Origin of the sequence: Sphingobium sp. B8D3B, assembly GCF_025961875.1 — a bacterium.
In the GTDB taxonomy this organism is placed as follows: Bacteria; Pseudomonadota; Alphaproteobacteria; order Sphingomonadales; family Sphingomonadaceae; genus Sphingobium.
The window spans coordinates 2,211,745-2,236,935 of record NZ_JAOQON010000001.1; the positions used below are offsets into that span (position 1 = coordinate 2,211,745).

The following is a 25,191-nucleotide window of genomic DNA, read 5'->3' on the forward strand; positions in this document are numbered from 1 at the left end:
TGTGTTGCGAAATAGCAACACCATCTGTGGCGGGCGAAGGGAGATAGTATGAATCTCGAAAAGTTCACAGACCGGGCCAAGGGCTTCTTGCAGAGCGCGCAGACGGTCGCGATCCGCATGAACCATCAGCGCATCAGCCCGGAGCATCTGCTCAAGGCGCTGCTCGAGGATGAGCAGGGCATGGCCAGCGGGCTCATCAAGGCGGCGGGCGGTGATGCCGCGACGGCGCTGCGCGAGACCGACGCGGCGCTTGCCAAGGTGCCCGCCGTCAGCGGATCGGGCGCGCAGCAGACCCCCGGCCTCGACAATGACGCGGTGCGCGTGCTCGATTCCGCCGAGCAGGTCGCGCAGAAAGCCGGCGACAGCTATGTCACCGTCGAGCGGCTGCTGCTCGCTCTGGTGCTGGCGACGACGACCGCCGCCGGCAAGGCGCTGGCCACCGCCGGCGTGAAGGCCGAGGCGCTCAATGGCGCGATCAATGCCTTGCGCGGCGGGCGGACGGCGGACACGGCCTCTGCCGAGGACCGCTATGACGCGCTCAAGAAGTTCGCCCGCGATCTCACCGAGGCCGCCCGCGATGGCAAGCTCGATCCGGTGATCGGCCGCGACGAGGAAATCCGCCGCACCATCCAGATCCTCGCCCGGCGCACCAAGAACAACCCGGTGCTGATCGGCGAACCTGGCGTCGGCAAGACCGCCATCGCCGAGGGCCTCGCCCTGCGCATCGCCAATGGCGACGTGCCCGATACGCTCAAGGACCGCACGCTGATGGCGCTCGACATGGGCAGCCTCATCGCCGGCGCGAAGTATCGCGGCGAGTTCGAGGAGCGCCTCAAGGGCGTGCTCGACGAGGTGAAGGGCGCGGACGGCCAGATCATCCTCTTCGTCGATGAAATGCACACGCTGATCGGCGCGGGCAAATCGGAAGGCGCGATGGATGCCTCCAACCTGCTCAAGCCGGCCTTGGCGCGCGGCGAGTTGCACTGCATCGGCGCGACCACGCTCGATGAGTATCGCAAATATGTCGAGAAGGACCCCGCCCTCCAGCGGCGGTTCCAGCCCGTTTTCGTTGGCGAGCCGACGGTGGAGGACACCATCTCCATCCTGCGCGGCATCAAGGACAAGTACGAGACGCACCATGGCGTGCGGATCGCGGACGGGGCCATCGTCTCCGCCGCGACGCTCTCCAACCGCTACATCACCGACCGCTTCCTGCCGGACAAGGCCATCGACCTGATGGACGAGGCCGCGAGCCGCATCCGCATGGAAGTGGAATCCAAGCCCGAGGAGATCGAAAATCTCGACCGGCGGATCATGCAGCTCCAGATCGAGCGCGAGGCGCTGAAGAAGGAGACCGATCAGGCGAGCAAGGACCGGCTGGCGGCGCTGGAAGGCGACCTCGCCAATCTGGAGCAGCAATCGGCCGAACTCACCGGCCGCTGGCAGGCCGAGAAGGACAAGATCGCAGGCGAGGCCAAGCTCAAGGAACAGCTCGATGCCGCGCGCATCCAGCTGGAGCAGGCGCAGCGCACCGGCGAATATGCCAAGGCCGGCGAGCTGCAATATGGCACCATCCCCACGTTGGAGAAGCAGCTCGAAGAGGCGCAGTCCGCCTCCAAGGGCGCGATGCTGCGTGAGGAAGTGACCAGCGAGGACATCGCCAGCGTCGTTTCGCGCTGGACCGGCATTCCCGTCGACAAGATGCTGGAAGGCGAGCGCGAGAAGCTGCTGGCCATGGAGGAGGAGCTGGGTCGCCGGGTGATCGGCCAGGCCGATGCGGTGAAGGCCGTCTCCACCGCCGTGCGCCGCTCACGCGCCGGTCTGCAGGACCCCAACCGTCCGCTCGGCAGCTTCCTGTTCCTCGGCCCGACGGGCGTCGGCAAGACGGAGCTGACCAAGGCGCTCGCCGAATTCCTGTTTGACGACAGCAATGCGATGGTGCGCATCGACATGAGCGAGTTCATGGAGAAGCACAGCGTCGCGCGGCTGATCGGCGCACCGCCGGGCTATGTCGGCTATGAGGAAGGCGGCGTGCTGACCGAAGCCGTCCGCCGCCGGCCCTATCAGGTCGTGCTGTTCGACGAGGTGGAGAAGGCGCATGGCGACGTGTTCAACGTGCTCCTCCAGGTGCTCGACGATGGCCGCCTGACCGATGGGCAGGGCCGCACCGTGGACTTCACCAACACGATCATCGTGCTGACCAGTAACCTCGGCAGCCAGTTCCTCACCAGCCTTGGCGATGATGAGCCGGTGGAGAAGGTCGAGGATCAGGTGATGGACGTGGTGCGTGCGCACTTCCGCCCCGAGTTCCTCAATCGGCTGGACGAGATCATCCTGTTCCACCGCCTGGGCGCGGAGCATATGGGGCCGATCGTCGACATCCAGGTCGCCCGCGTCGGCAAGCTACTCAAGGACCGCAAAGTGACGCTCGACCTCACCGACGGCGCCCGCGCCTGGCTCGGCCGGGTGGGCTACGATCCGGTCTACGGCGCCCGCCCCTTGAAGCGCGCGGTGCAGAAATATCTGCAAGATCCGCTCGCCGACCTCATCCTGCGCGGCGAAGTGCCGGACGGTGCAACCGTGCGCGTCGATGAGGGCGATGGGGCGCTGGTGTTGACGGTGGGGTGAGGCAAGGCCGAACTTGAAAGGCAAAAGAAAAGGCCGGGAGGATCGCTCCTCCCGGCCTTTTTCTCTGGGTTCCGGCGTCGCTTAGAAAAGCTTCGCTTTCACACCGACATAGAACGACCGGCCAACGGCGCTGATCGGGTACGCAACACCACCATCATCCGGCTTGCGATCGCCAAGATTGTTGATGCCACCATAAATGTCGAACCGATCGTCTACATTGTAGCTGGCGTAGATGTTGTGCTCCCACTTGCGGTTGTACCAGATGTACTCGGCAGGTGCGTAATCGGGATTGGCCTGCTCTTGCTTGAGCGTCACCCGGCGCGTCTTGGACCACCACTCAAGACCATAGTTCAGCGTGAACGGGCCCTTGTTCCAGGTCAGATCGAAGTTCGCGGTATACTTGGGAGCAGGATATTCCCAATTATGCAGCTCGTTCTCCAGGTCCGCGCCCGCGCTGGGCACGAACTGAAGCTTGTTCAGAACATTGCCCGTAACACGGAAGTTGAAAGTGCCAACGTCACCTTCAGGAACGAACCGATAGTCCACAACGAAGTCCAGACCGGACGTCTCATAAGACGCGACGTTCTCCGGGATGACTGTGAAGGTGCTGATATAGCCCTGACCCGCGCCGGACGCCCTGCGGGCGATCACGTCACAATAGATGTTGTCGAGATCCGGCTGATCGTAGCACAGGTCAACGACGTCCTGAGCCGTCGAGTAGTTGATCGCCTGCTTCAGACGGATGCTATACCAGTCGGCAGTGATCGTCAGGCCCGGCACGAAGGTCGGACGGAATACCACACCTGCGGTCCAGGTCTTTGCCGTTTCTTCCTGAAGTGTCGGATTGCCGCCCTGGAAGCCCAGAATGCTGCTGTTCTGAGGAGAGGTTGCATCGTCTGCGGGATTGAAAGTGGAAGGATCAATCCCCACCCCGGCAAGAGCCGTAGCGCAGTTCGCTGCACGGTACTGGGTGCCTTCGGCCACCCGGTCGATGCCGCACGGGTCCGTGATGAACTCATACGTACCACTTCCACCAGCAAACAGCTCGGTGATGTTGGGTGCGCGAACAGCCTGCGAGTAAGTGCCACGGAAGGTAACGTCACGAACCGGTGAATAAGAGCCGTTGACGTTCCAAGTGGTCGTGCCTCCGACCGTCGAGTAGTCGGAATAGCGGATGGCACCACCCAGTGACAGTTCGTAGGCACCCGGCACCCGCGCCAGCAGCGGAAGATTGATTTCGCCAAACACTTCCTTGACGTCGAAGCTGCCCCGGTCAACTCGCGCGAACCCGGAATCCATGAGATATCCATTAAGCTGGAGATCCGAAGGAATGAAGACGCTCGATTCCTTGCGATATTCGGCACCGATCGCAAATCCGACCGGCCCGCCGGGGAGCTCGAAGAAGCTTCCCGTGTCGCCAGAAAGCGCTGCAGTCACCACATTCTGGCGAAGCCGTGACCAAGTAGAGTGATCCACAGTCACGAAATCGAGAGCCGCCTGCGACGGAGTGCCGTAACCCAGAATGTTAAGCGGGACGCATTGCCCCGGCTGGAAGGTCAGCGGAACGCCCGAATAGACCGTGTTGTTGTAGCTGGAGGACTGAATTTCCGTCTGGCCGGGCAGATTGATGCGGCAAGTGATGCCACCACTACCGTCGGAAACCGCATCGAGCGCTGCATAATAGCGATCGGTGATACGGTCGTTGCGGTTCGTCGAGGTTTGTGTCGATTGGCCGAAGACATACGACAGGTCGTACCGCAGGTTGGAACTAAGGTCACCGCGCACACCAACCACGGTGCGGAACAGTTCTCGGTCGAGTTCGTACCGACGAATGCCAAAATCGAAGTTGTCGCGACTGATCGTCGCGTCACCGCTCACCAGCGAGCCGTAGCGCTGCTGTAGAAACGCGTTGTCTTCATACAGCGTCGTATAGAAATCGTATGTCGGCTGAGACAAAGTGTGCGCCTTGGAGCGGACGTATTTGCCTTCCAGATAGATTTCCAGAGCCGGGCTTACCTCGAACCGAGCCATCGCGTTTGCTATGTGACGGCGGTTATAGGGAAGATAGTCGCCATAATAGCTCTCACGAGGCGTGCTCGATCCACCGACGGTGAAGCTGGTGCCCGGCACGTAGCTACCCAGATCGTAGACACCGCCTTCGCCCGTGAAATCAGGGGTGAAGTCGCCGTCGAGATCCACCGCGCCACCGATCGAGCTGTCTGCCCAGCGCAAGTCAGTCATCAGGATACGATCAGGCACATTCGGATCATCGGCCGAAGAGCCCGGCGTCCCATCGGCAGGGTTGCGAACCAGCGCCCAGCTGGGGCCCGTCTTGCCATAGTTGAGGCGCTGGCGCTGGCTGAAGCGGTCCGTTTCGTTGAACTCGTAGGACAGCGTGATGTTGCCACGGCTGTCAGCAAAGTTCTTGCCAAAGGTGGCAGCAACAAAGCGGTCACCCGCATCTCCGCGCTGAGAAATACCCGACTGCGCGCGAAGCCGAAGACCGTCGAAGTCCTTCTTCATGATGAAGTTGACCACACCGGAAACGCCGTCGGCGCCATAAACTGCAGAAGCACCGCCGGTGAGCACGTCAACGGACTCAACGAGATCGGTGGGAATGGTATTGATATCGACCGCAGCCGTACCCGGATACCCCGCCACATGGCGGCGGCCATCCACGAGAACCAACGTGCGATTAACACCAAGATTGCGCAGATCCAGGTTGTTCACGCCAACCAAGCCCGCGTTGGGCAGGTTGGAGCCCGCCACATCAATGTTGGACCGCGAACCCAGCAGCGCCGGTGAGGTGACCAGATAATCCGTCAGATTAACGTTACCGCGCCGTTCGATCTGTTCGGCCGTCACGGCCTGCACGGGGTTCGGAAACGAGAACTCGGGCCGCGCGATGCGCGAGCCAGTCACAAGGATGACCTCACCATCCTCGGCGGCATCCGCATTCTGCGGCTCCTGCGCATGTGCGGCGGAGCTCAGCATGGCGAGGCCGAGCACGGCGGGTGCAGCTGCCAGCTTCAGCAATGTTTGCGATGTTATTTTCTTCACGATCCAGTCCCTTGCTCTGGAATTTGCGAACTGCGGCCGGGAATATCCGGTCGCACGAAACGCGGGGATCGTGCGTCGCCCTCTCGGTCTCCCGACGACAACACGCGTGGCCCCTGCGCTATATGGCCGTGAAACTGTGCGGATTGGTTAAAGGTGTAAAGCGCAGGTGCAGCATGAAAGGGCTATTTTCCCGTACATGTCACATTCATGCAACAAAATCGTCGGCCCCGGTGTCTGCGCGCCCTGCGGTCCGCTGTAACAATATTAGTCACGATCTACACAGCACGACACAAATCGTCCCGGACCGCAGTTTTCCTAGAAACTATTTGTTAATCTTCTCACACCGCAGTTCGTATGAACATGGAATTCGTGGCGAAATCGGAGCGACCCACGGGGTAGCTTTCCGTAGCGTCCGATGCTCAAAGGGGGCATTTTCAGACCGCCGCACCCGGCCCTGTTGCCTTCCCACATCGTGTTGCAATGCAGCAAAAGAGACCGACGGCCGGACGCTACGGCATCCAGCCTGATTGTCGATCAGCGAGCCTCTTGGCCCTGTACCAGCGGTAACGGATCAATCCGCGCATCGTTCCACTTCATGCTCCAGTGCAGATGCGGACCGGTCACGCGGCCCGTCGCGCCGATCTCGCCGAGCGGCTGGCCCTGGCGCACCACATCGCCTTCCTTCACCAGCAGCCGATCGCTGTGCAGGAAGGCGCTGTTGAGGCCCATGCCGTGATCGATGATGAGCAGCTTGCCTTCCAGCGTGAACGGCTCTTCGCTGGCGAGCACGACAACGCCGTCCGCCGGCGCGACATAGACAGTGCCCTGCCCACCGGCGAGATCGAGCCCGCTATGGTAGCTGCCCGGCGTGCCCCGATAGATGCGCTGCGAGCCGAACACGCCGGAAATGCGCGCCTTCACCGGCCAGATGAATGTCTGCCGCCAGCCATTGCTCAGTTGCGGATCTCCCCGCGCGGCAACGATGCGCGCCAGTTCGCCCGCCCGCCGTTGCTGGAATTCCTCGCTGGTGGCGCTCCCCGTGATCGAGGCATTGACGTTCTGGATCTTCCAGTCGCCGCGCGCGATCGTCAGCACGCGCCGTTGCTTGCGCCCATCGCGCCCGGTCGCTTCCAGCGTCATGGTGGCGGGAGCATCGCGGTCCAGCCCGATGATGAAGTTTCCCTCGGCGTCCACGGCCACCGGCACGCCATCGAGCGTAAGACCCAGCGTGCCGACGGGGACAAGACCGCGCAGCAGTGCCCCTTGCCGGGGCGTGCCGCGAACCTGCAACGTCGCCGGCCCTTGGGGCAGTGCGAGATCGGGCACGTCCTCGATGGGCAGCGCGCTGGCTTCCGGCGGCGGCGGCGGGACGGTCGAACAGCCGGCCAGTGCGGCGAGCAGACCTCCCGCCAGAACAGAACGAGAGCGGAAGCGGAAAGCTGTCATGCCGCACTCATGGCCGCGCGGCTGGCGCGATGCAAGGGCGCGCCGTCAGTCGAACAGGTCGGTCTGCCGCGCTGACGTGGCGGAAGGGGCCGCCTTGCGCGCCGGCCGGGGCGCGGACGGTGGCGGCGCGGAGGACGGGAAGGCCTGCGCCGGAGAGTCGCCACCCGCCGCATCGGGCTGCGTCATTGCGGTCACCTCATCATGCTCGAACTTGAGCGTCACCCGCCCCGCCGCGCGCGCCTCCTCGGCGGAACGCACCAGCCGGCCTTGCGCCATCACGCGCGCAAAGCCACGCTTGAGCGGCGCATCGGGATTGAGCGACTGGGCCAGCCGCCACAGCCCATCCAGCTGCCGCCGCGCGTCGCCCAGCCGGCGCTCGAGCACCAGCGGGGAGAGCCGGACGTTGGCAAGCTTCTGCCGCTCCCGCGCGAGGTGGCTCTGCAGCAATGCGGGTCGCAATGCGCCGGATGCGTCCGCCAGCTCGTGCCGCGCCCGGCTCACCCGGTGGGAAAGTCCCCGCCGCAGCCGGTCGCCGAGATCGTCCGCGCGCTGGCGAGCCTGCGCCAGCAGCACGTCCGGGCGCGGGAGGAGCCGCCGCTGCGCCTCCAGCCGCTCGCGGTTGCGGTCCAGGCCGCGCGCCACGCAGCGCTGCATCCGCGCGCGCAGCTCAGCGACCTGCACGGCGAGGTCGGCACGGACCGGCACGGCCATCTCCGCAGCAGCGGTGGGCGTCGGCGCGCGGAGATCGGCAGCGAAATCACACAAGGTCGTGTCTGTCTCATGCCCCACGGCGGAAATGACGGGGATCGGTGACTCCGCTACCGCCCGCACCACGACTTCCTCATTGAACGACCACAAATCCTCGATGGAGCCGCCACCGCGCGCCACGATCAGCACGTCGGGGCGCGGGATCGGGCCATCGGCCGGCAACGCGCCGAATCCGCGCACCGCCGCTGCTACCTGTGCCGCCGCGCCCTCCCCCTGCACCAGCACGGGCCAGAGCAGCACGCGGCTCGGAAAGCGATCGGCAAGCCGGTGGAGAATGTCGCGAATCACTGCGCCGGTGGGCGAGGTCACCACGCCGATCACATCGGGCAGCATCGGGATCGGCCGGCGCTTGGCGGGATCGAACAGCCCCTCGGCGGACAATCGCGCCTTGAGCTTCTCGAAAAGCTGCATCAGCGCGCCCTCGCCGGCCAGCTCCATGCTCTCGATGACGATCTGATATTTGGAGCGCCCGGGATAGGTCGTGACCTTGCCGGTGACGATCACATCCAGCCCGTCCTCGGGCCGGAAGGCGAGACGGCCCGCCGTGCCTTTCCACATCACCCCGTCGATCACCGCCGCATCGTCCTTAAGGCAGCAATAGATGTGGCCGGAGGCGGCGCGTTTGAAGCCCGAAATCTCGCCGCGCAGGCGCACGAAGCCGAAGCGGTCCTCCACCGTGCGCTTGAGCTGGGCGGACAGTTCGGAAATGCTGAGCGCGGTCAGATTGTCCCCCGCGCGCTCCTGCGCTAACAGGCGGCCGAACGCATCCTCACTGACGGAAAAATCGCTCATGAATATCCTTTTGCTCGGCGGTGGCGGGCGCGAACATGCCCTCGCCTGGAAGCTGGCGCAATCGCCGCTCTGCACCGGCCTGTTCGCCGCACCGGGCAATCCCGGCATAGCCGAGGCGGCGCGCCTGGTCGATATCGACCTTGCCGATCATGCCGCCGTGATCGATTTTTGCCGCACTAACAGCATTGGCCTTGTGGTCGTCGGCCCGGAAGCGCCGCTGGTGGACGGCATTGCCGACAGCCTGCGCGCCGTCGACATCCCGGTGTTCGGCCCAAGCGCTGCTGCCGCCCAGCTTGAAGGGTCCAAGGGCTTCACCAAGGATCTCTGCCGCGATGCCGCCATTCCCACCGCCGGCTATGTCCGCTGCACCAGCGCCGAGGTGGCACTGGCGGCGCTCAGCGACTTCAGCCTGCCGGTGGTGGTGAAGGCCGATGGTCTTGCCGCCGGCAAGGGCGTCATCATCGCGCAAACGCGCGAAGAGGCCGAAGAGGCGATCCGCGACATGTTCGGCGGCAGCTTCGGCGCATCAGGCGCGGAAGTGGTGCTGGAAGAATTTATGGAAGGCGAGGAAGCCAGCTTCTTCGCCCTCACCGATGGCACGCATGTCGTCGCCTTCGGCTCGGCGCAGGATCACAAGCGCGTGGGTGAAGGCGACACCGGCCCCAATACCGGCGGCATGGGCGCCTATAGCCCGGCCTCGGTGCTCACGCCTGCCCTGCAGGATGCCGTGATGGACCAGATCATCCGCCCGACGGTGACGACGCTCGCCGCGCGCGGCACGCCTTACTCCGGCGTACTGTTCGCCGGGCTGATGCTCACCACGGACGGCCCCAAGCTCATCGAATATAATTGCCGCTTTGGCGACCCTGAATGCCAGGTGCTGATGATGCGGCTGACCAGCGATCTCGTCGCGCTGCTGCTCTCCGTCGCGCAAGGGACGCTCGACGAGGCCAGCGGCCCAAGCTTCGCGCCCGACCCGGCGCTCACCGTGGTGCTGGCCGCGAAGGGCTATCCCGGCACGCCCGAGAAAGGCGCGCCCATCGCGCTTCCGATGGCGCCGGATGGTGCCAAGATCTTTCACGCCGGCACGACGCTCAAACATGGGCAGCTCGTGGCCAGCGGCGGCCGCGTGCTGAACGTCACCGCGCGGGGGGCCACGGTGACGCAGGCCCGCGATGCCGCTTATGCCCTGGTCGATCAGGTCGATTTCCCCGGCGGCTTCTGCCGGCGCGACCTCGGCTGGCGGGAAATCGCGCGGGAAGCCGGCAGCGCGGCGGATTGATCGCCTGCCCCATAGACCAACGGGCCCTTGCCTTGACTCCGCCCCTTGCCATCAGGGACAAGGGCGCGGGGGATCAATCATTGCAAGGGCACGCCCATGATCGTCCACCATCTCAATAACTCCCGTTCGCAGCGCATCCTGTGGATGCTGGAGGAATTGGGGCTGCCCTATGAATTGCGCCGCTATGAGCGCGATCCCGAAACGATGTTGGCGCCCGCTGCGCTCAAGGCGGTGCATCCGCTCGGCAAGTCGCCGGTGCTGGAAGACGAGGGCCGCGCGCTGATCGAGAGCGGCGCGATCGTGGAGTATCTGGTGGAGAAATCCGGCCAGTTCGGGCCGCCCGATGACGCTGACGGTAAGCTGCAATACCGCATGTTCCTGCATTATGCGGAAGGATCGATGATGCCGCCGCTGCTGCTCAAGCTCGTGCTCTCCCGCATTCCGCTGGTCGGCAAGGTCGCCGTCAAGCGCATCCAGCCGATGATCGACGTCCATCTCGATTATGTCGAAGCCGAGCTGAGCCGGCGTCCGTGGTTTGCCGGCAACCAGATCAGTGGGGCCGATGTGATGATGAGCTTTCCGCTTGAGGCCGCGCGCAGCCGGGGTGGGCTGGACGAGAGCCGTCCCGCGACAATCGCCTGGCTGGACCGGGTGCAGTCACGGCCCGCCTATCAGCGCGCGCTGGAGACGGGCGGGCCTTATGCCTATGCCTGACCAAACCGGCGCAGGCGCACGGATCAATCTTCCGCGCTGACCAGCAGCTTGTCGATCTTGCGGCCGTCCATATCGACGATTTCGAACCGCCAGCCCTGCTCGCTGAAATGCTCGCCCTCTTCGGGCAGGTGGCGCAGCACGGCCAGCGCAAAGCCGGCAACGGTCGCGTAGTCGCGGTCTTCGGAGAGATCGAGATCGATGCGCTCGGCCAGCGCGTCGATGGCCATCTGGCCGGAGACGAGTAGGCTGCCATCCTCCCGCTCCGTGACCATAGGCTGGGTGTACAGATCGCTGTCGGACGCGAACTCGCCAGCGATGGCGGACATGAGATCGGCCGGCGTCACAATGCCTTCGAAATGGCCATATTCGTCATGCACCATCACCATGGGCGCGTCGGCCTCCCGCAGGCGGTTGAGGGCGTCCATGGCATCCACCTGATCGGGCACGATGGAAACGGGGCGCATCAGCACCCGCAGGTCCAGCGCTTCGCCCCGGAACAGCGCGGCCATCACGTCACGCGCCTGCACGACGCCGATAATGTCCTCCACGCTGCCTTGCGCCACCGGCAGGCGGGTGTGCGGGGTGGCGAGCAGCTTCTCGCGCAATTGCTCGGCGCTGGCATCGGCATCCAGCCAGTCGACATCGCGGCGCGGCGTCATCACTTCACGCACCGGCCGGTCGGCCAGTCGCACCACGCCGGAAATGATCGCGCGCTCGCTTTCCTCGATCACGCCGTGCCGGCTGGCTTCCGCCACGATGAGCTGCAGTTCCTCCGCGGTCACATGGTCCGAGCCTTCGCGTTTGAGGCGCATCAGCTTGAAGATGACCTCGCTGGACTGATCCAGCACCCACACGATCGGCGCGGCGACCCGCGCCAGCATGATCATGAACGGCGCGACGAAACAGGCCAACGGCTCGGGATTGCGCAGCGCAAGCTGCTTGGGCACCAGCTCGCCGATGATCAGCGAGACATAGGTCGTCGCGACGATCGCAACGCCAAAACCGGTGTTCTGGGCCAGATTCGCGGACATGCCGAGATAGGCGAAGATCGCGCCGAGCGGGCCACCGAGTTTATCGCCCGAATAGGCACCGGCGAGAATGCCGATGAGCGTGATGCCGATCTGGACGGTAGACAGGAAGCGGCCCGGCTCCGCACTGAGGCCCAGCGCCGCCCGGGCCCCATGCTTGCCATTGCGGGTCATGGCCTCCAGCCGTGGCCGGCGTGCCGAGACAATGGCCAGTTCGGACATGGCAAAGACGCCGTTGAGCGCAATCAGCGCGAGGACGATGGCGGCATCGAGCCAGGGAAAAGGCGGCATGGTCTCTTCTAAAGGGGGTTGTTGGCTGAAAGCTTAGCGGCTTTCGCTACGGAAAGCCACTTGCAACATTGCCGGGCAACATCGCAGGCCGGCAAGAGTTCCCTCGTTCAGGAACTAATCAGGTTCCCGCGCCGTTAATGGCTGGGTTCCCGCGTAACAGCGTGGGAGGCCAGACTCGAGGAGATAATCATGAGCCTTCGCAGCCATTCCCCCTTCGCCCTTGCCGGCACCGCTTTGGCGGCGCTGGCCCTCTCCGGCTGTGTGACCGATCCCGAAACCGGCAATCGGACCATTTCGAAGGCCGCCATCGGCGGCGTCGGTGGTGCGCTCGGCGGCTATCTGCTCGGCGACATTTTGGGCGGTCGCAACGACCGCACGGAGAAGATCGTCGGCGCGGGCATTGGTGCCGTGGCCGGCGCGGGAGTCGGCGCTTATATGGACGCGCAGGAGAGGAAGCTGCGCCAGCAGACCGCCGGCACGGGCGTCGATGTCGTCCGTCAGGGCGACGAATTGCTGCTACGCATGCCCTCCGGCATCACCTTCGCGACCGATCAAGCCACGGTGCAGCCGCAGGCACAGTCCACGCTGGATCAGGTGGCCTCGACCCTCGCGGAATATCCCAAGACGATGATCGACGTGCTGGGCCACACCGATTCCGATGGCAGCGAGGCCTACAACCAGGCGCTCTCTGAGCGTCGCGCGCAGGCCGTCGCCAATTATCTTGGCCGGCGCGGTATCGACCCCATCCGCATGGCGACGATGGGCTATGGCGAGACGCGGCCGGTCGCCAGCAACGAAACGGCTGACGGCAAGGCGCAGAATCGCCGCGTGGAAATCAAGATCGTGCCCGCCGTCGCGAGCTGAACGGTATGATGGGAAGGGTCGGGGAGCGTGTCTCTCCGGCCCTTCGCTTTCAAATCAGAGAATGCTCTGGCGCAAACCGTCGATCACGAACTGCACCGCGAGCGCCGCGAGAATCACACCCAGCAAGCGGGTAATGACCGCCTCCACCTGACCGCCAAACACCCGCATGATCGGGCCGACCGCCAGCAGCGCCGCCAGCATCAGCAGCAGATTGGCCGCGAGCGCGAAGAGCACGATCGCCGTCTCCTGCGGACCCGTCGCCCGCGCCATCAACAGCATGATCGTCGCGATCGACCCCGGTCCGGCAATCATCGGCATCGCCATAGGGAAGATGGCGACATCCTCGATTTCCGGCGTTTCCTTGATCTTCTGCGCGCGGTCTTCGCGCCGCCGCGTCCGCGTCTCGAACACCATGTCCATGGCGATGAAGAACAGCATGATGCCACCCGCGATGCGGAATGCCTCCAGCGTGATGCCGAGGGTGCGCAGGAACGCCTCCCCCGCCAGCGCGAAGGCCAGCAGGATGCAGGCCGCCACGATCACCGCCCGCACCGCCATGCTGCGACGCTGGGCGCCGCTCGCGCCCATGGTGAGGCTGCTGAAGATCGGCGCCGTGCCAGGCGGATCAATGACGACGAACAGCGTGATGAACGCCGCGAGGAACAGCTCCATCATCGCGGGCCCTCCGCCACCGTCTCCTGAATAACCCGCTCCTCCCCGGCACCGCGACGCAGGAAGACCTCCAGCGTCCGCGCATCGCCGCTCACCGTCCATGTCCAGCGCATCGACCCGTCCTCGGACTGCGCCGACCCGCTGGCCGGCGGCGGGTCCGGCAGGCGCACGATATCGCGATCGCGCCGCTCCGGCCGCTCACCCCGCCGCGCGCAATCGGCAACGGAGGCCTTGATCATGCCGTCCGCCTCGCCGCTCCATGGCGTGTCGCTGGTGGCCGTCATCACCCATTTATAATCACCCTTGCGCTGTTGGCGCCAAAGGGTGACGAACCGCGCCGCCTGACCGTTCGCGCGCTCAAGCGCGCCGGTCGCGGCGGCATAGCTGCCATCGCAGGCGATGAAGATCTGCTGCGGGCTCCAGCGCACCGGCTGGATGGGGTCCGATTGCTGCTTGAGCCAAGCCTGCGCATTGAGCGGGCCGGGCGCAAAGATCACGGCGTCCTTGTCGGCCAGCTTGCGCAGCGCCATCCATTGCCCCTCCTCGCGCGCCTGCCGGGCCATGCCCAGTTCGGCGGCGACGATGGCGCTCGGATTGGCGGTGCCGACGCCGACGCTCGGCATCATCTGGCGCTGACTTTGCGCAGGACCAGCCGCCACGCCCAGAGAGAGCGTGGCGAGCAAGGCAAAGGCAGCGCTGCGGATCAAAGGCCCTTGGGTGCGGCCAGGCCCGCGCGAACGTGCGCGGCGACCAAAGTGTTGCGCAACAGCACCGCGATGGTCATCGGGCCGACGCCGCCCGGCACCGGCGTGATCGCCGCGACATGATTGATCGCCTCGGCCGTCGCGACGTCACCGACGATCTTGCTCTTGCCGTCCTCATCGCCCGCCACGCGGTTGATGCCCACGTCGATGACCACGGCGCCCGGCTTGATCCAGCTTCCCTTGACCATTTCCGGTCGGCCGACCGCCGCAACCACGATGTCGGCGCGGTGGACGACACCGGCCAGATCGTGGGTGCGGCTGTGCGCGACCGTCACGGTGCAGCTTTCCGCCAGCAGGAGCTGCATCATCGGCTTGCCGACGATGTTCGAGCGACCAATCACGACCGCTTCCTTGCCCGAAAGATCGCCCAGCTCATCCTTGAGCAGCATCAGGCAGCCGAGCGGCGTGCAGGGCACCAGCGCGGTGGGATCGCCCACCGCCAGCTTGCCGGCATTGACGACATGGAAGCCATCGACATCCTTGGCGGGATCGATGGTGGCGATCACTGCCTTGTCATCGAGATGGGCCGGCAGCGGCAGCTGGACGAGAATGCCGTCCACGCTATCATCGGCGTTCAGCTCTTCGACCAGCTCGATCAGCTCTTCCTGGCTGATCGTCGCGGGGCGCTTGAACTCAAGGCTGTTCATGCCGATTTCGACCGTCGCCTTGCCCTTGGAGCGGACATAGACGCTGCTCGCCGGGTCTTCACCGACCAGCACCACCGCGAGGCCGGGCTTGCGCCCGGTCTTCTCCACGAAACCGGGGACTGCCTCAGCCATCCGCCCGCGCAGCTCCGCCGCGAATGCCTTGCCGTCGATTTCCTTGCCCAAACTCATGTCGCGCTTCGCTCCTTCTCGGCGATCTCTCTCAAAGACTGTTCCGTGTGCGGATCAGCACCCGCAATGCGCAGGCGCTTTAGCCGGTTGGTATCCCCTGTCTCCAGCAAAATCGACGATCCGGGCACGCGCAGATGTCGGGCGAGCAGCGTCAGCAGGGCGGCATTGGCCTTGCCCTTGTCCGGCGGCGCGGTGACGCTGGCCTGCAACCAGCGCTGCCCGGCGGCATCCGTGAACGTCCCGCCAACACGCGCGCGCGCAGCCTTGGGCGTCAGGCGAATCGCCAGCAGCAGGTCTGCGCCGTCACGACGAAGCGGCACGGCGCACGTCCGCTCAGAGCAGCAGGCTTGCCAGCGCGGTCAGGCCCGGCCCCTGCAGGATGATGATGATGATGAGCACGACCATCGGCGAGAGATCGAGCGCGCCCAGGTCCGGCATGATCCGGCGGATCGGCCGATAGAGCGGCTCGGTCAGCCGGTCGAGCGCGACCCAGATGCTGCGCACGATATCATTGCTGGTGTTGATCACGTTGAACGCGATCAGCCAGCTCAAGATGGCCTGAACGATGATGATCCACCAGGCGACATTCAGCAGGATCGCCAAGGTCTGGATAAGGGCAACGGCCATGGTTCGTCCTGTGGTGGAAGGTTGAGAAGAGTCTAGCCCAGCGGGCCTAGCGGCTGCAAGTTGCTTGAGGGCGGTGATTTTCTACCGCCATAGCCCCCGCGCACCGCGCGTTACAGATGCACCAACGTGCCGGCGCCCTGGCGAGTGAACACCTCCAGCAGCATGACATGCGGAATGCGCCCATCCAGAATGACGGCCGCTTCCACGCCGCCCTCGACAGCCTTCACGCAGGTTTCCACCTTGGGAATCATGCCGCCGGAAATCGTGCCATCCTCGACCAGACCGCCGATCTTCGCCGGGGTCAGATCGCTCAGCAGGTCCTTGTCCTTGTTCAGCACGCCCGCCACGTCGGTAAGCAGGAAGAAGCGCTTGGCGCCGAGTTCGGCGGCAATCGCACCCGCCATCGTGTCTGCATTCACATTATAGGTATGCCCGTCGGCGCCAATGCCGACCGGCGCGACCACGGGGATGATGCCGTCGCGCGAGAGGCTGTCGAGAATGCGCCGGTCCACCTTCACGGGGTCGCCGACAAAGCCGAGATCGACATTGCGCTCGATGCCGCTGTTCGGGTCCGGCTCGCGCTTTCCGCCGACCTTCTCGCACAGCACCAGGCCGCCATCCTTGCCGGAAATGCCGACCGCGCGGCCACCTGCCTGGGCGATCCAGCCGACAATCTCCTTGTTGATCGATCCGGCGAGGACCATCTCGGCGATCTTCGCGGTTTCCTCGTCGGTCACGCGCAGGCCGTTCACGAACTTGCTCTCGACGCCCAGCTTCTTGAGCATCGCGCCGATCTGCGGCCCGCCGCCGTGGACGACCACGACATTGATGCCGACCATCTTCATCAGCACCACATCCTCGGCGAAATCGCGCGCCGCTTCCGGGTCGCCCATGGCATGGCCGCCATATTTCACGACGAACGTCTCGCCGGCATAACGCTGCATATAGGGCAGCGCCTCGGTAAGGGTTTCGGCCTTGGCCAGCAGGGCGGGATCGGGTGCGTGATCGGTCATGCGCGGGCGCATAAGGCTTTGCGGCCCGCGCTGCAAGAAAGGAGGGGGTCAGGTAGGCCCCATCTCTCTTGCCGTTCGTCCTGAGCTTGTCGAAGGATTGCCCTTCTTCCTCACGTCGAAAAAAGAACAAGACTTCGACAAGCTCAGCCCGAACGGGATAAATTACCGATCCAGCCGACGCCCCAGCGCCACGAACGCATAAATGACCGGCGGCACCAGCAGCGCCGAGAGCAGAACTTTGGCCAGCATCTGCCCCACCAGCAGCGCACCGATTGGGAAGACGCCGTAAAAGGCGATGGTCACGAACAGCAGCGTATCGACGATCTGCGAGAGCACGCTCGCCGTGCCGGCGCGCAGCCACAGCAGCCGGCTCCCCGCCTGCCCCTTGAGCGCAGCGAAGATGGTGACATTGAGGATCTGCGAAATACCGTAAGCGACGATGCCGCCCGCCCAGATGCGCGGCGTGCCGGACATGATCATGGCGAAGGCCGCCTGCCGCTCCGGCGCCATTTCATGCGCGGCCGGCAGGGCCAGCACGACCACGGAGAGCAGGATCGAGACGATCAGCGGGATGAAGCCCAGTAGCACCAGCCGGTTGGCAACGGCCCGGCCATGCAGTTCCGCCACTGCGCTCGAGACGACGACCAGCAGGAGGAAGGCGAAGATGCCGGCTTCCACCGCCAAGTCCCCCAAGCCGAGCGCCGAGCCAATCGCGCCGAGCGGCCCGAGCGAAACCTGTTTGTTGCCGAGAACACCGGCGATGCACACCATGCCCCCATAGAAGACGGACAGGACGAACAGTGAGCGGGCGATGGGTGCGGACGAGGCCTGAGCGGGTGCGGTCATCCCCGTCGCTTAATGACTTTGCAGCAAGGCGGGAAGAGACCCTGTGCGCGCATGCCACGCACCGCCGTGCAACGACACCCGCCGCCGCGCAGCCGATTGCCGCGCTGCAGCGCGCCTGTATAAGCGATTCGCGCTGATGGCCGTTTGTCGGGCCATGCGAACAGGGGACAGCCGCCACTCCATGCCCATCCTCATCGGCCTCGTTGGCATCGTCGCGATTCTTGCCATCGCCGTGCTGCTCTCCGGCAACCGGCGCGCCATCCGCCTACGCGTCGTCGCCGCCGCCTTCGCCTTGCAAGCCGGCATCGCCCTGCTGGTTCTCTACGTACCCGCCGGCAAGGCAGCCATCGCCGCCATGTCGCATGGCGTCGGCAATTTGCTCGGCTATGCGCAGGCCGGCACGAACTTCATCTTCGGGCCGCTCGCCCGGCCGGAGGTCGGCGGCACCAGCTTTGCCATCGCCGCCCTGCCCGTCATCATCTTCTTCGCGAGCCTCGTCTCGATCCTCTATTATCTTGGCATCATGCAGTTCGTCATCCGCTGGGTCGGCGGTGCCATCCAGAAGGTGACCGGCATCTCCCGCGTGGAGAGCCTGTGCTGTGCGGCCAATGTGTTCGTCGGCCAGAGCGAAAGCCCGCTGGTCATCCGCCCCTATCTCGCCAGCCTCACACCGGCTCAGCTCTTCACCGTGATGACGAGCGGCATGGCTGGCGTCGCCGGCACGATCCTTGCCGCCTATGCCTCGATGGGCATCCAGATCGACTATCTGCTCGCGGCCGCCTTCATGGCCGCGCCGGGTGGCATCTTGATGGCCAAGATCATCATGCCGGACAATCCCGATGATGCCGAGATCGAGCCGGTCATTCTGCCCGATGCCACCCATGAGGACGAGAAGCCCGCCAATCTCATCATGGCGGCCGCGCAAGGCGCGCAGACCGGCGTGAAGCTGGCGGTCGCGGTCGGCGCGATGGTGCTTGCCTTCGTGGCGCTGGTCGCGCTGGCCAATGGTCTGCTCGGCGGGGTCGGCAACTGGTTCGGCTATCCCGATCTCAGCTTCCAGATGCTGATCGGCAAGCTGTTCGCGCCGGTGATGCTGCTGCTCAACATTCCCTGGAACGAGGCGCAGGTCGCCGGCGGGCTGTTCGGCACCAAGGTCGTGCTCAACGAGTTCGTCGCCTTCATCGAGCTGGGGCAGGTGCAAGCCACGCTATCGCCTGCCACGGTAGCGATCACCACCTTCGCACTGTGCGGCTTTGCCAATTTCTCGTCCATCGCCATCCAGATGGCGGTGACGGGCAGCCTGGCGCCTAATCAGCGGCCGATGATCGCCCGGCTCGGCATCAAGGCCCTGATCGCCGGCAGCCTCGCCAATCTGATGAGCGCGGCGCTGGCCGGGCTGATGCTGAGCCTCTGACCAGCCGGGAGACGATATGATGCTGAAGCTGATCATCGGCAACAAGGTCTATTCGAGCTGGTCGCTGCGCGGTTGGCTGGCCGCCAAGCAATCCGGCCTGCCGTTCGAGACGGTGCTGGTCCCGCTTTTTGACGCGGCGTGGGAAGCCCGCAAGGCGCAGCCGGATCTCGCAGTCTCCAATGGCAAGGTGCCGACGCTGTGGGATGACGACATCGCCGTGTGGGATAGTCTTGCCATCATCGACTATCTCGATGCGCTCTCCGGCGGCGCCCGTTTCTGGCCGCAGGACAAGGCAGCGCTCGCGCTTGCCCGCTCGATGGCAGCGGAAATGCATTCCGGTTACCAGCCGCTGCGCCAGACCTGCGGCATGAACACCCGCCACATCCTCCCCCCGCGCGATCTCGGCCCCGATGTCGCCGCCAATGTGGCGCGCATCGTGGACGTGTGGGAACAGGCCCGCACGCGGTTCGGGGCAGAGGGCGACTTTCTCTTCGGCAGCTTCGGCGCGGTGGACATCATGTTCGCGCCGGTCGTCTCGCGCTTCGTCACCTATTCCATCACAGTACCGCCTGCAACGCGCGCCTATATGGACGCCATCCTCGCCCACCCGTGGATGCGCGAATGGCTGGACGATGCCGCGCAGGAAAGCTGGGTTATCCCACGGCTGGAGCCCGCGGGCGGGGTTTAAGACCCACCACCTTCCCATTCTTGTCGAGCGAAGTCGAGACACTACGCACTGCCCTCACGTGTCTCGACTTCGCTCGACACGAACGGGAGGCTTGTGGAGTAAACTGATGCATGAGCCTGCAAGCGTGCCTGAGAACCAAAGCTCCTGGGAAGGCAGGAGCCGAGGGCGCCGCAGTCCGCATCCCGTTATCAAGGCAATCGCTCAGTCCCATAAGGCGTGCCATCGCGATGCTGATAGCCGCCGGCCGTGAAGATCATGTCGATATCGGAATAGCGCCCGCCGGCATCGCGATCTCCCGCGCTCAGGCAGATGAAGGTGCAATTCGCATCGCTACGATTGACGAGATGGTGGCCATTGGCGACCCCTGCCGCCCAAGCCACGCAATCGCCGGGGTGCAGGATGGTCTCGCCTTCGTCCTCGATCAGGACCGCCTGCCCGGACAGCATGATCAGAAACTCATCCTCGCCCAGATGCCAGTGCCGCTGTGAGGACCAGGCGCCCGGCTCCAGCACGACATGGCTGGCGCCCAGATGCGTCAGGCCGGCATGGCGCCCCAGCCGCCGGTGCCAGCGCCCGGCCACAGGCTCGTTGAACGGCGGCGGATAGCCCGTGCTGTTGCTCTGCTCCACCTGCTCGATCTCGATCTTGGGCATGTCGGCTCCTCCTGTGTTGCGCCCCTCCTCGCTACCGCAGGGGCCCCATCACCGCCAGAGGGAGCGCAGGGCGCGGACCTCGCTTCCCTTGGCGCGCAAGCTTGGCTAACGCAGGCGCCATGAGCAACGCCCCGTCCCTCACCGATCCTGTCGCGCTTGCCGAAGCGCTGATTGCCTGCCCGTCCGTCACACCGGCGAGCGGCGCGGTGTTCGATGCGCTGGAAGCCATGCTCACCCCGCTCGGCTTCACCGTCGAGCGCTTCATCGATGGCGAGCCGCCGCACGGGCCGGTGGAAAATCTATTGGCGGTCCGCCGCACGGGCGATGGCCCGCATGTCGCCTTTGCCGGCCATCTGGACGTCGTGCCCCCCGGCGAGGGGTGGACGAGCGACGCCTTCCGGCCCGAGCGGCGCGGCGAACTGCTCTACGGGCGCGGCGCTGTGGACATGAAGAGTTCCATCGCGGTGTTCGTCGCGGCCATCGCGCGGGCCGATGCCGAGGGCGCCCCGCTGCCCGGCACGATCAGCCTGCTCATCACCGGTGATGAGGAGGGCGACGCCGTCCACGGCACCCGCGCGCTAATGCGCCATATGGCCGAGCGCGGCGTGACGCCCGATGTCTGCCTCGTGGGCGAGCCGACCTCGGTCCAGCGCCTTGGCGACATGATCAAGATCGGCCGGCGCGGCTCGGTGAACATGTGGATCAGCGTCGAGGGCATGCAGGGCCATGTCGCCTATCCGCATCTGGCGAAAAACCCGATTTCGCCGCTGGTGCGCATCTTGTCCGCCATCGAGGCGATCGAACTGGATCAGGGCACCGACTGGTTCCAGCCGAGCAATATCGAGATCACCGACCTGCATGTCGGCAATCCGGCAACCAATGTCATTCCCGCAAAGGCCACGGCCCGCATCTCGATCCGCTTCAACGATCTGCATCGCGGTGAGGATCTCGTTGCCCGAATCCGCACCCTGGTGGAGGCCGAAGGCGGCACGCTGCGCGCCATGATCAGCGGCGAGTCGTTCCTCACCCAGCCGGGTCCTTTTTCCAGCCTGATCAGCGAGGCGATCGCCGCCGAAACCGGCCTCACACCGGAACTGTCCACCAGCGGCGGCACCTCGGATGCCCGGTTCCTCTCCGCGCTTTGCCCGGTTGTCGAATTCGGGTTGCTGAATGCGACGATGCACAAGCTGGATGAGGCGGTATCGCTGGCCGACATCGAAAGCCTCACGCGCATCTACAAGCGGATCCTGAGCGCAGCCCCAACGCTCGGTTGACCCGGCGGCTCTAGGGCGAACCGCTCAGGCAACCTTGCGCCTCACCTGCTAAACCGCCGATCCCAAAACCAAAAGAAAACGCCGCCGGTCTCCCAACCGACGGCGTTTCCCAAATCTGTCGACTGATTGAAAATCAGGCGAAGGTGACGCTCGTGGCGCCAGCGCGGCGACGCATCACGCCACCGACCAGGCCGAGGCCGGCGATCATCATCGCCCAGGTGGCGGGCTCCGGAACCGGAACGGTCGCGAGATTGTCGATCTCGAACGAGTTGCGGCTCGATTCCAGCGTCAGGCCAACGATCTTCTCGTTACCCTCAGCGAAGATCTGGAACAGGCCATTGGTGTTCGCCAGGATCTGGTTGCCGTCGGCGTCATTGGTGAAGTTGCCGCCCGGCGTGATGACGAAGCTGGAGCCACCGTCCAGCAGAACGGTCAGCGTGTTGTAGGCGTCGATCGAACCCCAGTCGAACTCCACCGCGCTGGCAGCGCCGAAGTTGATCGTCGCGGAACCGTTGGCGAGAACCGACAGATAGGAAGACGAACCGAACGTCGCATAGGCCGGCGGCGCGCCGGTCGAGTTGGACGGCGGCGTGTTGATCTGGAAGTTCGAGCCGGTGATGCCAGCCGTCGTGTCGAACTGGTTGATCACATTGTAGCCTGCCGTCGGTGCGGACGTGCCGGGGAAGTACAGGAAGGTCACGGCCTGCGCCGGGGTAACCGCGGCAAGGCCGAGGGCGATCGCAGACGCCTTGGCAAAGAGGTTCATGTTCATGTTCAACTCCCACATAAGAGGGGCAATTGTTAATCGATTCTTAACCCTCCGTCCAATGGGATTTCGCAGAAACGCGGTAAATTTCTGTCTCATTTCGGAGCGCGAATATGAACGAATGCAAATGGCGGTTTCCTGCCTGCCAGCGGGCGACATGCCAGCGCGGACATCCTCGTGCGCATGGCTATCCCGGGCCACGCGGCGCTGCCTAATTGCTGCGGCGCAAAATCACGTAGAGCGCGCCATCCCCGCCATGGCGGGGATGGGCCTGGCGAACGCTGGCGATGCGGTGGGCATGGGCGCTCCTCGCCAGCCAATCACCGATTTCCGCGCGAATCGCGCCACGTCGCCGGGTTTCGCCGGGCGCCGGGGCGGGCCGCGGCTTGCCGGTCACCACCAGCAGCACCCGCCAGCCCTGCGCGAGGGCATCGCCGATGGCCCGTTCCAGCCGGATATGCGCTGCCGCCAGATTGAGGCCGTGCAGATCGATGGCATGATCGGGAATAATCCGCCCGGAACGAATGCGCTTCTCCCAGCTGCCGTCCAGCACGGGCACGGCGACGGGCGCCGGAGGGGATGGCGGCGGCGCCACGGGACGACTCGGTGGAATTCGGCCCTTCACCGGCTTGGGCGTATCCAGCGCCGCAGCAAAAGCCGCTGCCGAGACCGGCTCCACCGGTGGAAGCGGACGGACCCGCCGCAGGGGTGTCACCGTACGGGTCAGCTTGCCCCAGAGCGCGCGCTCATCGGGCGTGAGAACCCGCCGGGCCACGCTCAGCGGCCAGCGGTCAGGCGGGCATAGGTGCCGATCGGCAGCAGCAGCAGGGCGCTCCCACGGGCCGACATGCCGCCGGCGATGCCGCGAGCGCGCTCACCGGCACCCCAAAAGGTATCGAAGCGATTGCTGCCCTTGATGGCCCCACCGGTATCCTGTGCGATCCAGAGCCCGTTGGGCTCGGCCCTATCGAGCGACAGCAGCACCGGCGCGCCCAGCGGCACGAAGGTCGGATCGGCCGCGACGCTCACTTCCGCCGTCACCGGCACGCCCAGCGCACCCAGCGGCCCGGGACCGGTCAGCTCCTGGAAGAAGACGTAGCTTTTATTCTCATTCATGATCGACTGACCCTGCGCCGGATTGGCGCGCAGCCAGCTCATGATGTCCTGCATCGAGCCGATCTGGATCAGCCCCCGGTCCCGCATCAGCCGGCCGATGCCGGTATAATCGCGCCCATTCTGCCCGGCATAGCCGATGCGCATGATCCCGCCATCGGGCAGGCGCAACCGCCCGCTGCCCTGCACCTCGAGGAAGAACAACTCGACCGGATCGACGGCATAGGCCAGTTCCAGGCCACGCCCGTCCAGCACGCCTGCGGTGATTGCCGCCCGGTCATCATAAGGCACAAAGCTGGAGCCCTGCACCTTGCCCCTGATGCGCCGACCCTTGAGGCTCTCGCTGAACAGGCCGAGATCGACCTCGATGAGATCGTTCGGCTTGCGATAGATCGGCGTTTCGCAGCCCGCGGCGCGCGTGCGGCAGCCAGCGATTTCCGGTTCGTAATAGCCGGTCGCGAAGGCCTTGCCGTCACCGACCTGCACGGTTTCGAAATAGCGACGGAAGAATTCGCGCGCGTTCGCCTCGCTCCAGCTTGCCGCCGCCGCGCAGGCCGTCTGCCAGTCGGCATTGGCGGTGAGGCCGCTCTGGTCGCGCCGACGCAGCAGCGAGGGGCAGGAGAGGCGGAAGGCCCGCAAGGCTTGCCCCATCCGTTCGGATGCGGTCGGCAGGACCGTGTCGATCGCTGGCCCCGGCGTCAGGCCGGCGGCCACGGCGGGCGCCAGTTCAGCTTGATCGGGCGCAGGAGTAGGCGCAGGGGTCGGGGTAAGCGGCGGCCGGGGTGTTGCCGGTTGCGGCGGCGTGGCGGGCGAAGAAGGCCGGGAGGGGACGGGTCGCTGACCAGGCCCACCCGGCGGAATCATGCTCCCGCACGCCGCAAGCGCCAGCGCGCTTGCCAGAGCGGAAAGCTGCTTGAAACGAGTCTGAAAACGAGCCGGCATGGCGATCCGCCTGCGCGCCGCTCAGCCTTCGTCCGTCTCCACCAGTTCCCAATTGGGATCGCGGCTGGAGAGATTGCGGCTGAACGTCCAGGTTTCCGCCGTGGAGATGGCATCGTCCAGCGATCCGGCCACAACATTGCCGTCCCGGTCGCGCGTGACAGCGGACAGATCGGCTTCGAAGTGGATCGCGATGAACGCGGTGCCGCTTTCGACGCGCGCAGCGTCGATCCGCGCGTCCTCGATGCGGACGAGCTTGTTGTCCATGGTCAGCCCATCGGCCTCGCGCTGGTCGATGGCGGCGCTGAACGCCTCATACACATCGTCCGCGCAATAGGTGCGCAGCGTTTCGCGGTCGCCCTTCCAATAGGCTTCGAGGATCATGCCATAGGCCGCCTTCGCGCCGCCCAGAAACTGCGCGACATCGAAGTTGCGGTCGGTCGCGATGATCGCGCGCAGGCCGGGCTGGGCCGGCACTGCCACCGCACTGTCGGCCGCGCGCTGCGCGGGGGTGCGATTGTCGACCTGCCCGGAAGACGGCATGGGCGCGGCCGGACGATCGTCGGCCGGCGTGGGAAGCTGCCGCTGCTCATGACCCGTGCGCTTGCCGAGCACAGAGTAAAGCCGCAACGCCAGCAGTGCGAAGATCATGGCCAGCACGACGATGACGGTCACGAGGTCAACACCCTTCCTTCAAAACATAACCCGCAAGA

General features: G+C 65.2%; 23 protein-coding genes. 7 read left to right on the forward strand and 16 right to left on the reverse strand.

Annotated elements, in window-relative coordinates; genetic code table 11:
- The first annotated feature begins 48 nt into the window (after positions 1-48).
- Positions 49-2,628: an ATP-dependent chaperone ClpB gene (gene clpB, locus M2343_RS10410; RefSeq protein ID WP_264576582.1), complete on the forward strand. Its 2,580-nt coding sequence runs from the start codon at positions 49-51 to the stop codon at positions 2,626-2,628.
- 81 nt (positions 2,629-2,709) lie between these two features.
- On the opposite strand, the gene M2343_RS10415 is transcribed toward clpB, so the two are convergent.
- The 3 genes from M2343_RS10415 to xseA all read right to left on the reverse strand — a co-directional run bounded on the left by M2343_RS10415 (position 2,710) and on the right by xseA (position 8,694).
- Positions 2,710-5,688, reverse strand: a complete 2,979-nt coding sequence (locus M2343_RS10415) for a TonB-dependent receptor plug domain-containing protein (protein WP_264576583.1) — start codon at positions 5,686-5,688, stop codon at positions 2,710-2,712.
- Between the two features lie 534 nt (positions 5,689-6,222).
- Complete coding sequence (locus M2343_RS10420) at positions 6,223-7,134, reverse strand: M23 family metallopeptidase (protein ID WP_264576584.1); 912 nt, start codon at positions 7,132-7,134, stop codon at positions 6,223-6,225.
- 45 nt (positions 7,135-7,179) lie between these two features.
- Positions 7,180-8,694 (reverse strand): exodeoxyribonuclease VII large subunit, encoded by a 1,515-nt coding sequence (xseA, locus tag M2343_RS10425; protein WP_264576585.1) that lies wholly within the window; start codon positions 8,692-8,694, stop codon positions 7,180-7,182.
- Here xseA and purD point away from each other — a divergent pair.
- Both purD and M2343_RS10435 read left to right on the forward strand, forming a co-directional pair.
- Positions 8,693-9,976, forward strand: a complete 1,284-nt coding sequence (purD, locus tag M2343_RS10430; RefSeq protein WP_264576586.1) for a phosphoribosylamine--glycine ligase — start codon at positions 8,693-8,695, stop codon at positions 9,974-9,976. The genes xseA and purD overlap by 2 nt on opposite strands.
- Before the next feature lie 96 nt (positions 9,977-10,072).
- Positions 10,073-10,690, forward strand: coding sequence for a glutathione S-transferase family protein (locus tag M2343_RS10435; RefSeq protein ID WP_264576587.1), 618 nt, complete (start codon positions 10,073-10,075; stop codon positions 10,688-10,690).
- A 23-nt stretch (positions 10,691-10,713) separates the two neighbouring features.
- Here M2343_RS10435 and M2343_RS10440 read toward each other — a convergent pair whose 3' ends face one another.
- Positions 10,714-12,009, reverse strand: coding sequence for a hemolysin family protein (locus tag M2343_RS10440; RefSeq protein WP_264574415.1), 1,296 nt, complete (start codon positions 12,007-12,009; stop codon positions 10,714-10,716).
- Positions 12,010-12,198: 189 nt separating this feature from the next.
- On the opposite strand from M2343_RS10440, the gene M2343_RS10445 reads away from it, so the two are divergent.
- Positions 12,199-12,873, forward strand: coding sequence for an OmpA family protein (locus tag M2343_RS10445; RefSeq protein ID WP_264571989.1), 675 nt, complete (start codon positions 12,199-12,201; stop codon positions 12,871-12,873).
- A 54-nt stretch (positions 12,874-12,927) separates the two neighbouring features.
- On the opposite strand, the gene M2343_RS10450 is transcribed toward M2343_RS10445, so the two are convergent.
- From M2343_RS10450 to M2343_RS10480, 7 genes are all read right to left on the reverse strand, one after another.
- Positions 12,928-13,548, reverse strand: a complete 621-nt coding sequence (locus tag M2343_RS10450) for a MarC family protein (protein WP_264574413.1) — start codon at positions 13,546-13,548, stop codon at positions 12,928-12,930.
- On the reverse strand, positions 13,545-14,252 hold the full coding sequence (locus M2343_RS10455) for a hypothetical protein (RefSeq protein ID WP_264576588.1): 708 nt from the start codon (positions 14,250-14,252) through the stop codon (positions 13,545-13,547). The genes M2343_RS10450 and M2343_RS10455 overlap by 4 nt, the downstream gene beginning before the upstream one ends.
- The gene (gene folD / locus M2343_RS10460) at positions 14,249-15,145 is read right to left on the reverse strand and encodes a bifunctional methylenetetrahydrofolate dehydrogenase/methenyltetrahydrofolate cyclohydrolase FolD (RefSeq protein ID WP_264576589.1); all 897 of its coding nucleotides are present in this window, start codon (positions 15,143-15,145) and stop codon (positions 14,249-14,251) included. The genes M2343_RS10455 and folD overlap by 4 nt, the downstream gene beginning before the upstream one ends.
- Complete coding sequence (locus M2343_RS10465) at positions 15,142-15,465, reverse strand: DUF167 domain-containing protein (protein ID WP_181558671.1); 324 nt, start codon at positions 15,463-15,465, stop codon at positions 15,142-15,144. The genes folD and M2343_RS10465 overlap by 4 nt, the downstream gene beginning before the upstream one ends.
- 13 nt (positions 15,466-15,478) lie before the next feature.
- Positions 15,479-15,772, reverse strand: coding sequence for a YggT family protein (locus M2343_RS10470; protein ID WP_181558670.1), 294 nt, complete (start codon positions 15,770-15,772; stop codon positions 15,479-15,481).
- Positions 15,773-15,882: 110 nt separating this feature from the next.
- On the reverse strand, positions 15,883-16,797 hold the full coding sequence (argB, locus tag M2343_RS10475; RefSeq protein ID WP_181558669.1) for an acetylglutamate kinase: 915 nt from the start codon (positions 16,795-16,797) through the stop codon (positions 15,883-15,885).
- Positions 16,798-16,947: 150 nt separating this feature from the next.
- Positions 16,948-17,631 (reverse strand): queuosine precursor transporter, encoded by a 684-nt coding sequence (locus M2343_RS10480; protein ID WP_264574411.1) that lies wholly within the window; start codon positions 17,629-17,631, stop codon positions 16,948-16,950.
- Between the two features lie 181 nt (positions 17,632-17,812).
- Here M2343_RS10480 and M2343_RS10485 point away from each other — a divergent pair, with 181 nt between their 5' ends.
- Positions 17,813-19,045, forward strand: a complete 1,233-nt coding sequence (locus M2343_RS10485; RefSeq protein ID WP_264576590.1) for a NupC/NupG family nucleoside CNT transporter — start codon at positions 17,813-17,815, stop codon at positions 19,043-19,045.
- Between the two features lie 19 nt (positions 19,046-19,064).
- A complete protein-coding gene (locus M2343_RS10490) occupies positions 19,065-19,733 on the forward strand; it encodes a glutathione S-transferase family protein (protein ID WP_264577542.1) in 669 nt (222 codons plus the stop codon).
- A gap of 188 nt (positions 19,734-19,921) precedes the next feature.
- On the opposite strand, the gene M2343_RS10495 is transcribed toward M2343_RS10490, so the two are convergent.
- Entirely contained in the window at positions 19,922-20,386 is a 465-nt protein-coding gene (locus tag M2343_RS10495) for a cupin domain-containing protein (RefSeq protein ID WP_264576591.1), read from the reverse strand.
- A gap of 119 nt (positions 20,387-20,505) precedes the next feature.
- Between M2343_RS10495 and dapE the strand changes: the two genes are divergently transcribed.
- Positions 20,506-21,660, forward strand: a complete 1,155-nt coding sequence (dapE, locus tag M2343_RS10500) for a succinyl-diaminopimelate desuccinylase (protein ID WP_264576592.1) — start codon at positions 20,506-20,508, stop codon at positions 21,658-21,660.
- 133 nt (positions 21,661-21,793) lie between these two features.
- Here dapE and M2343_RS10505 read toward each other — a convergent pair whose 3' ends face one another.
- The 4 genes from M2343_RS10505 to M2343_RS10520 all read right to left on the reverse strand — a co-directional run bounded on the left by M2343_RS10505 (position 21,794) and on the right by M2343_RS10520 (position 25,153).
- A complete protein-coding gene (locus M2343_RS10505) occupies positions 21,794-22,432 on the reverse strand; it encodes a PEPxxWA-CTERM sorting domain-containing protein (RefSeq protein ID WP_264571982.1) in 639 nt (212 codons plus the stop codon).
- A gap of 205 nt (positions 22,433-22,637) precedes the next feature.
- Complete coding sequence (locus M2343_RS10510; RefSeq protein ID WP_264571981.1) at positions 22,638-23,201, reverse strand: Smr/MutS family protein; 564 nt, start codon at positions 23,199-23,201, stop codon at positions 22,638-22,640.
- A gap of 2 nt (positions 23,202-23,203) precedes the next feature.
- Positions 23,204-24,481 carry a murein transglycosylase A gene (locus M2343_RS10515; RefSeq protein ID WP_264576593.1) on the reverse strand — a complete coding sequence of 426 codons (1,278 nt, stop codon included), beginning with the start codon at positions 24,479-24,481 and terminating at the stop codon, positions 23,204-23,206.
- Positions 24,482-24,502: 21 nt separating this feature from the next.
- Positions 24,503-25,153 carry a Tim44/TimA family putative adaptor protein gene (locus M2343_RS10520; RefSeq protein WP_264576594.1) on the reverse strand — a complete coding sequence of 217 codons (651 nt, stop codon included), beginning with the start codon at positions 25,151-25,153 and terminating at the stop codon, positions 24,503-24,505.
- Between the last annotated feature and the right edge of the window lie 38 nt (positions 25,154-25,191).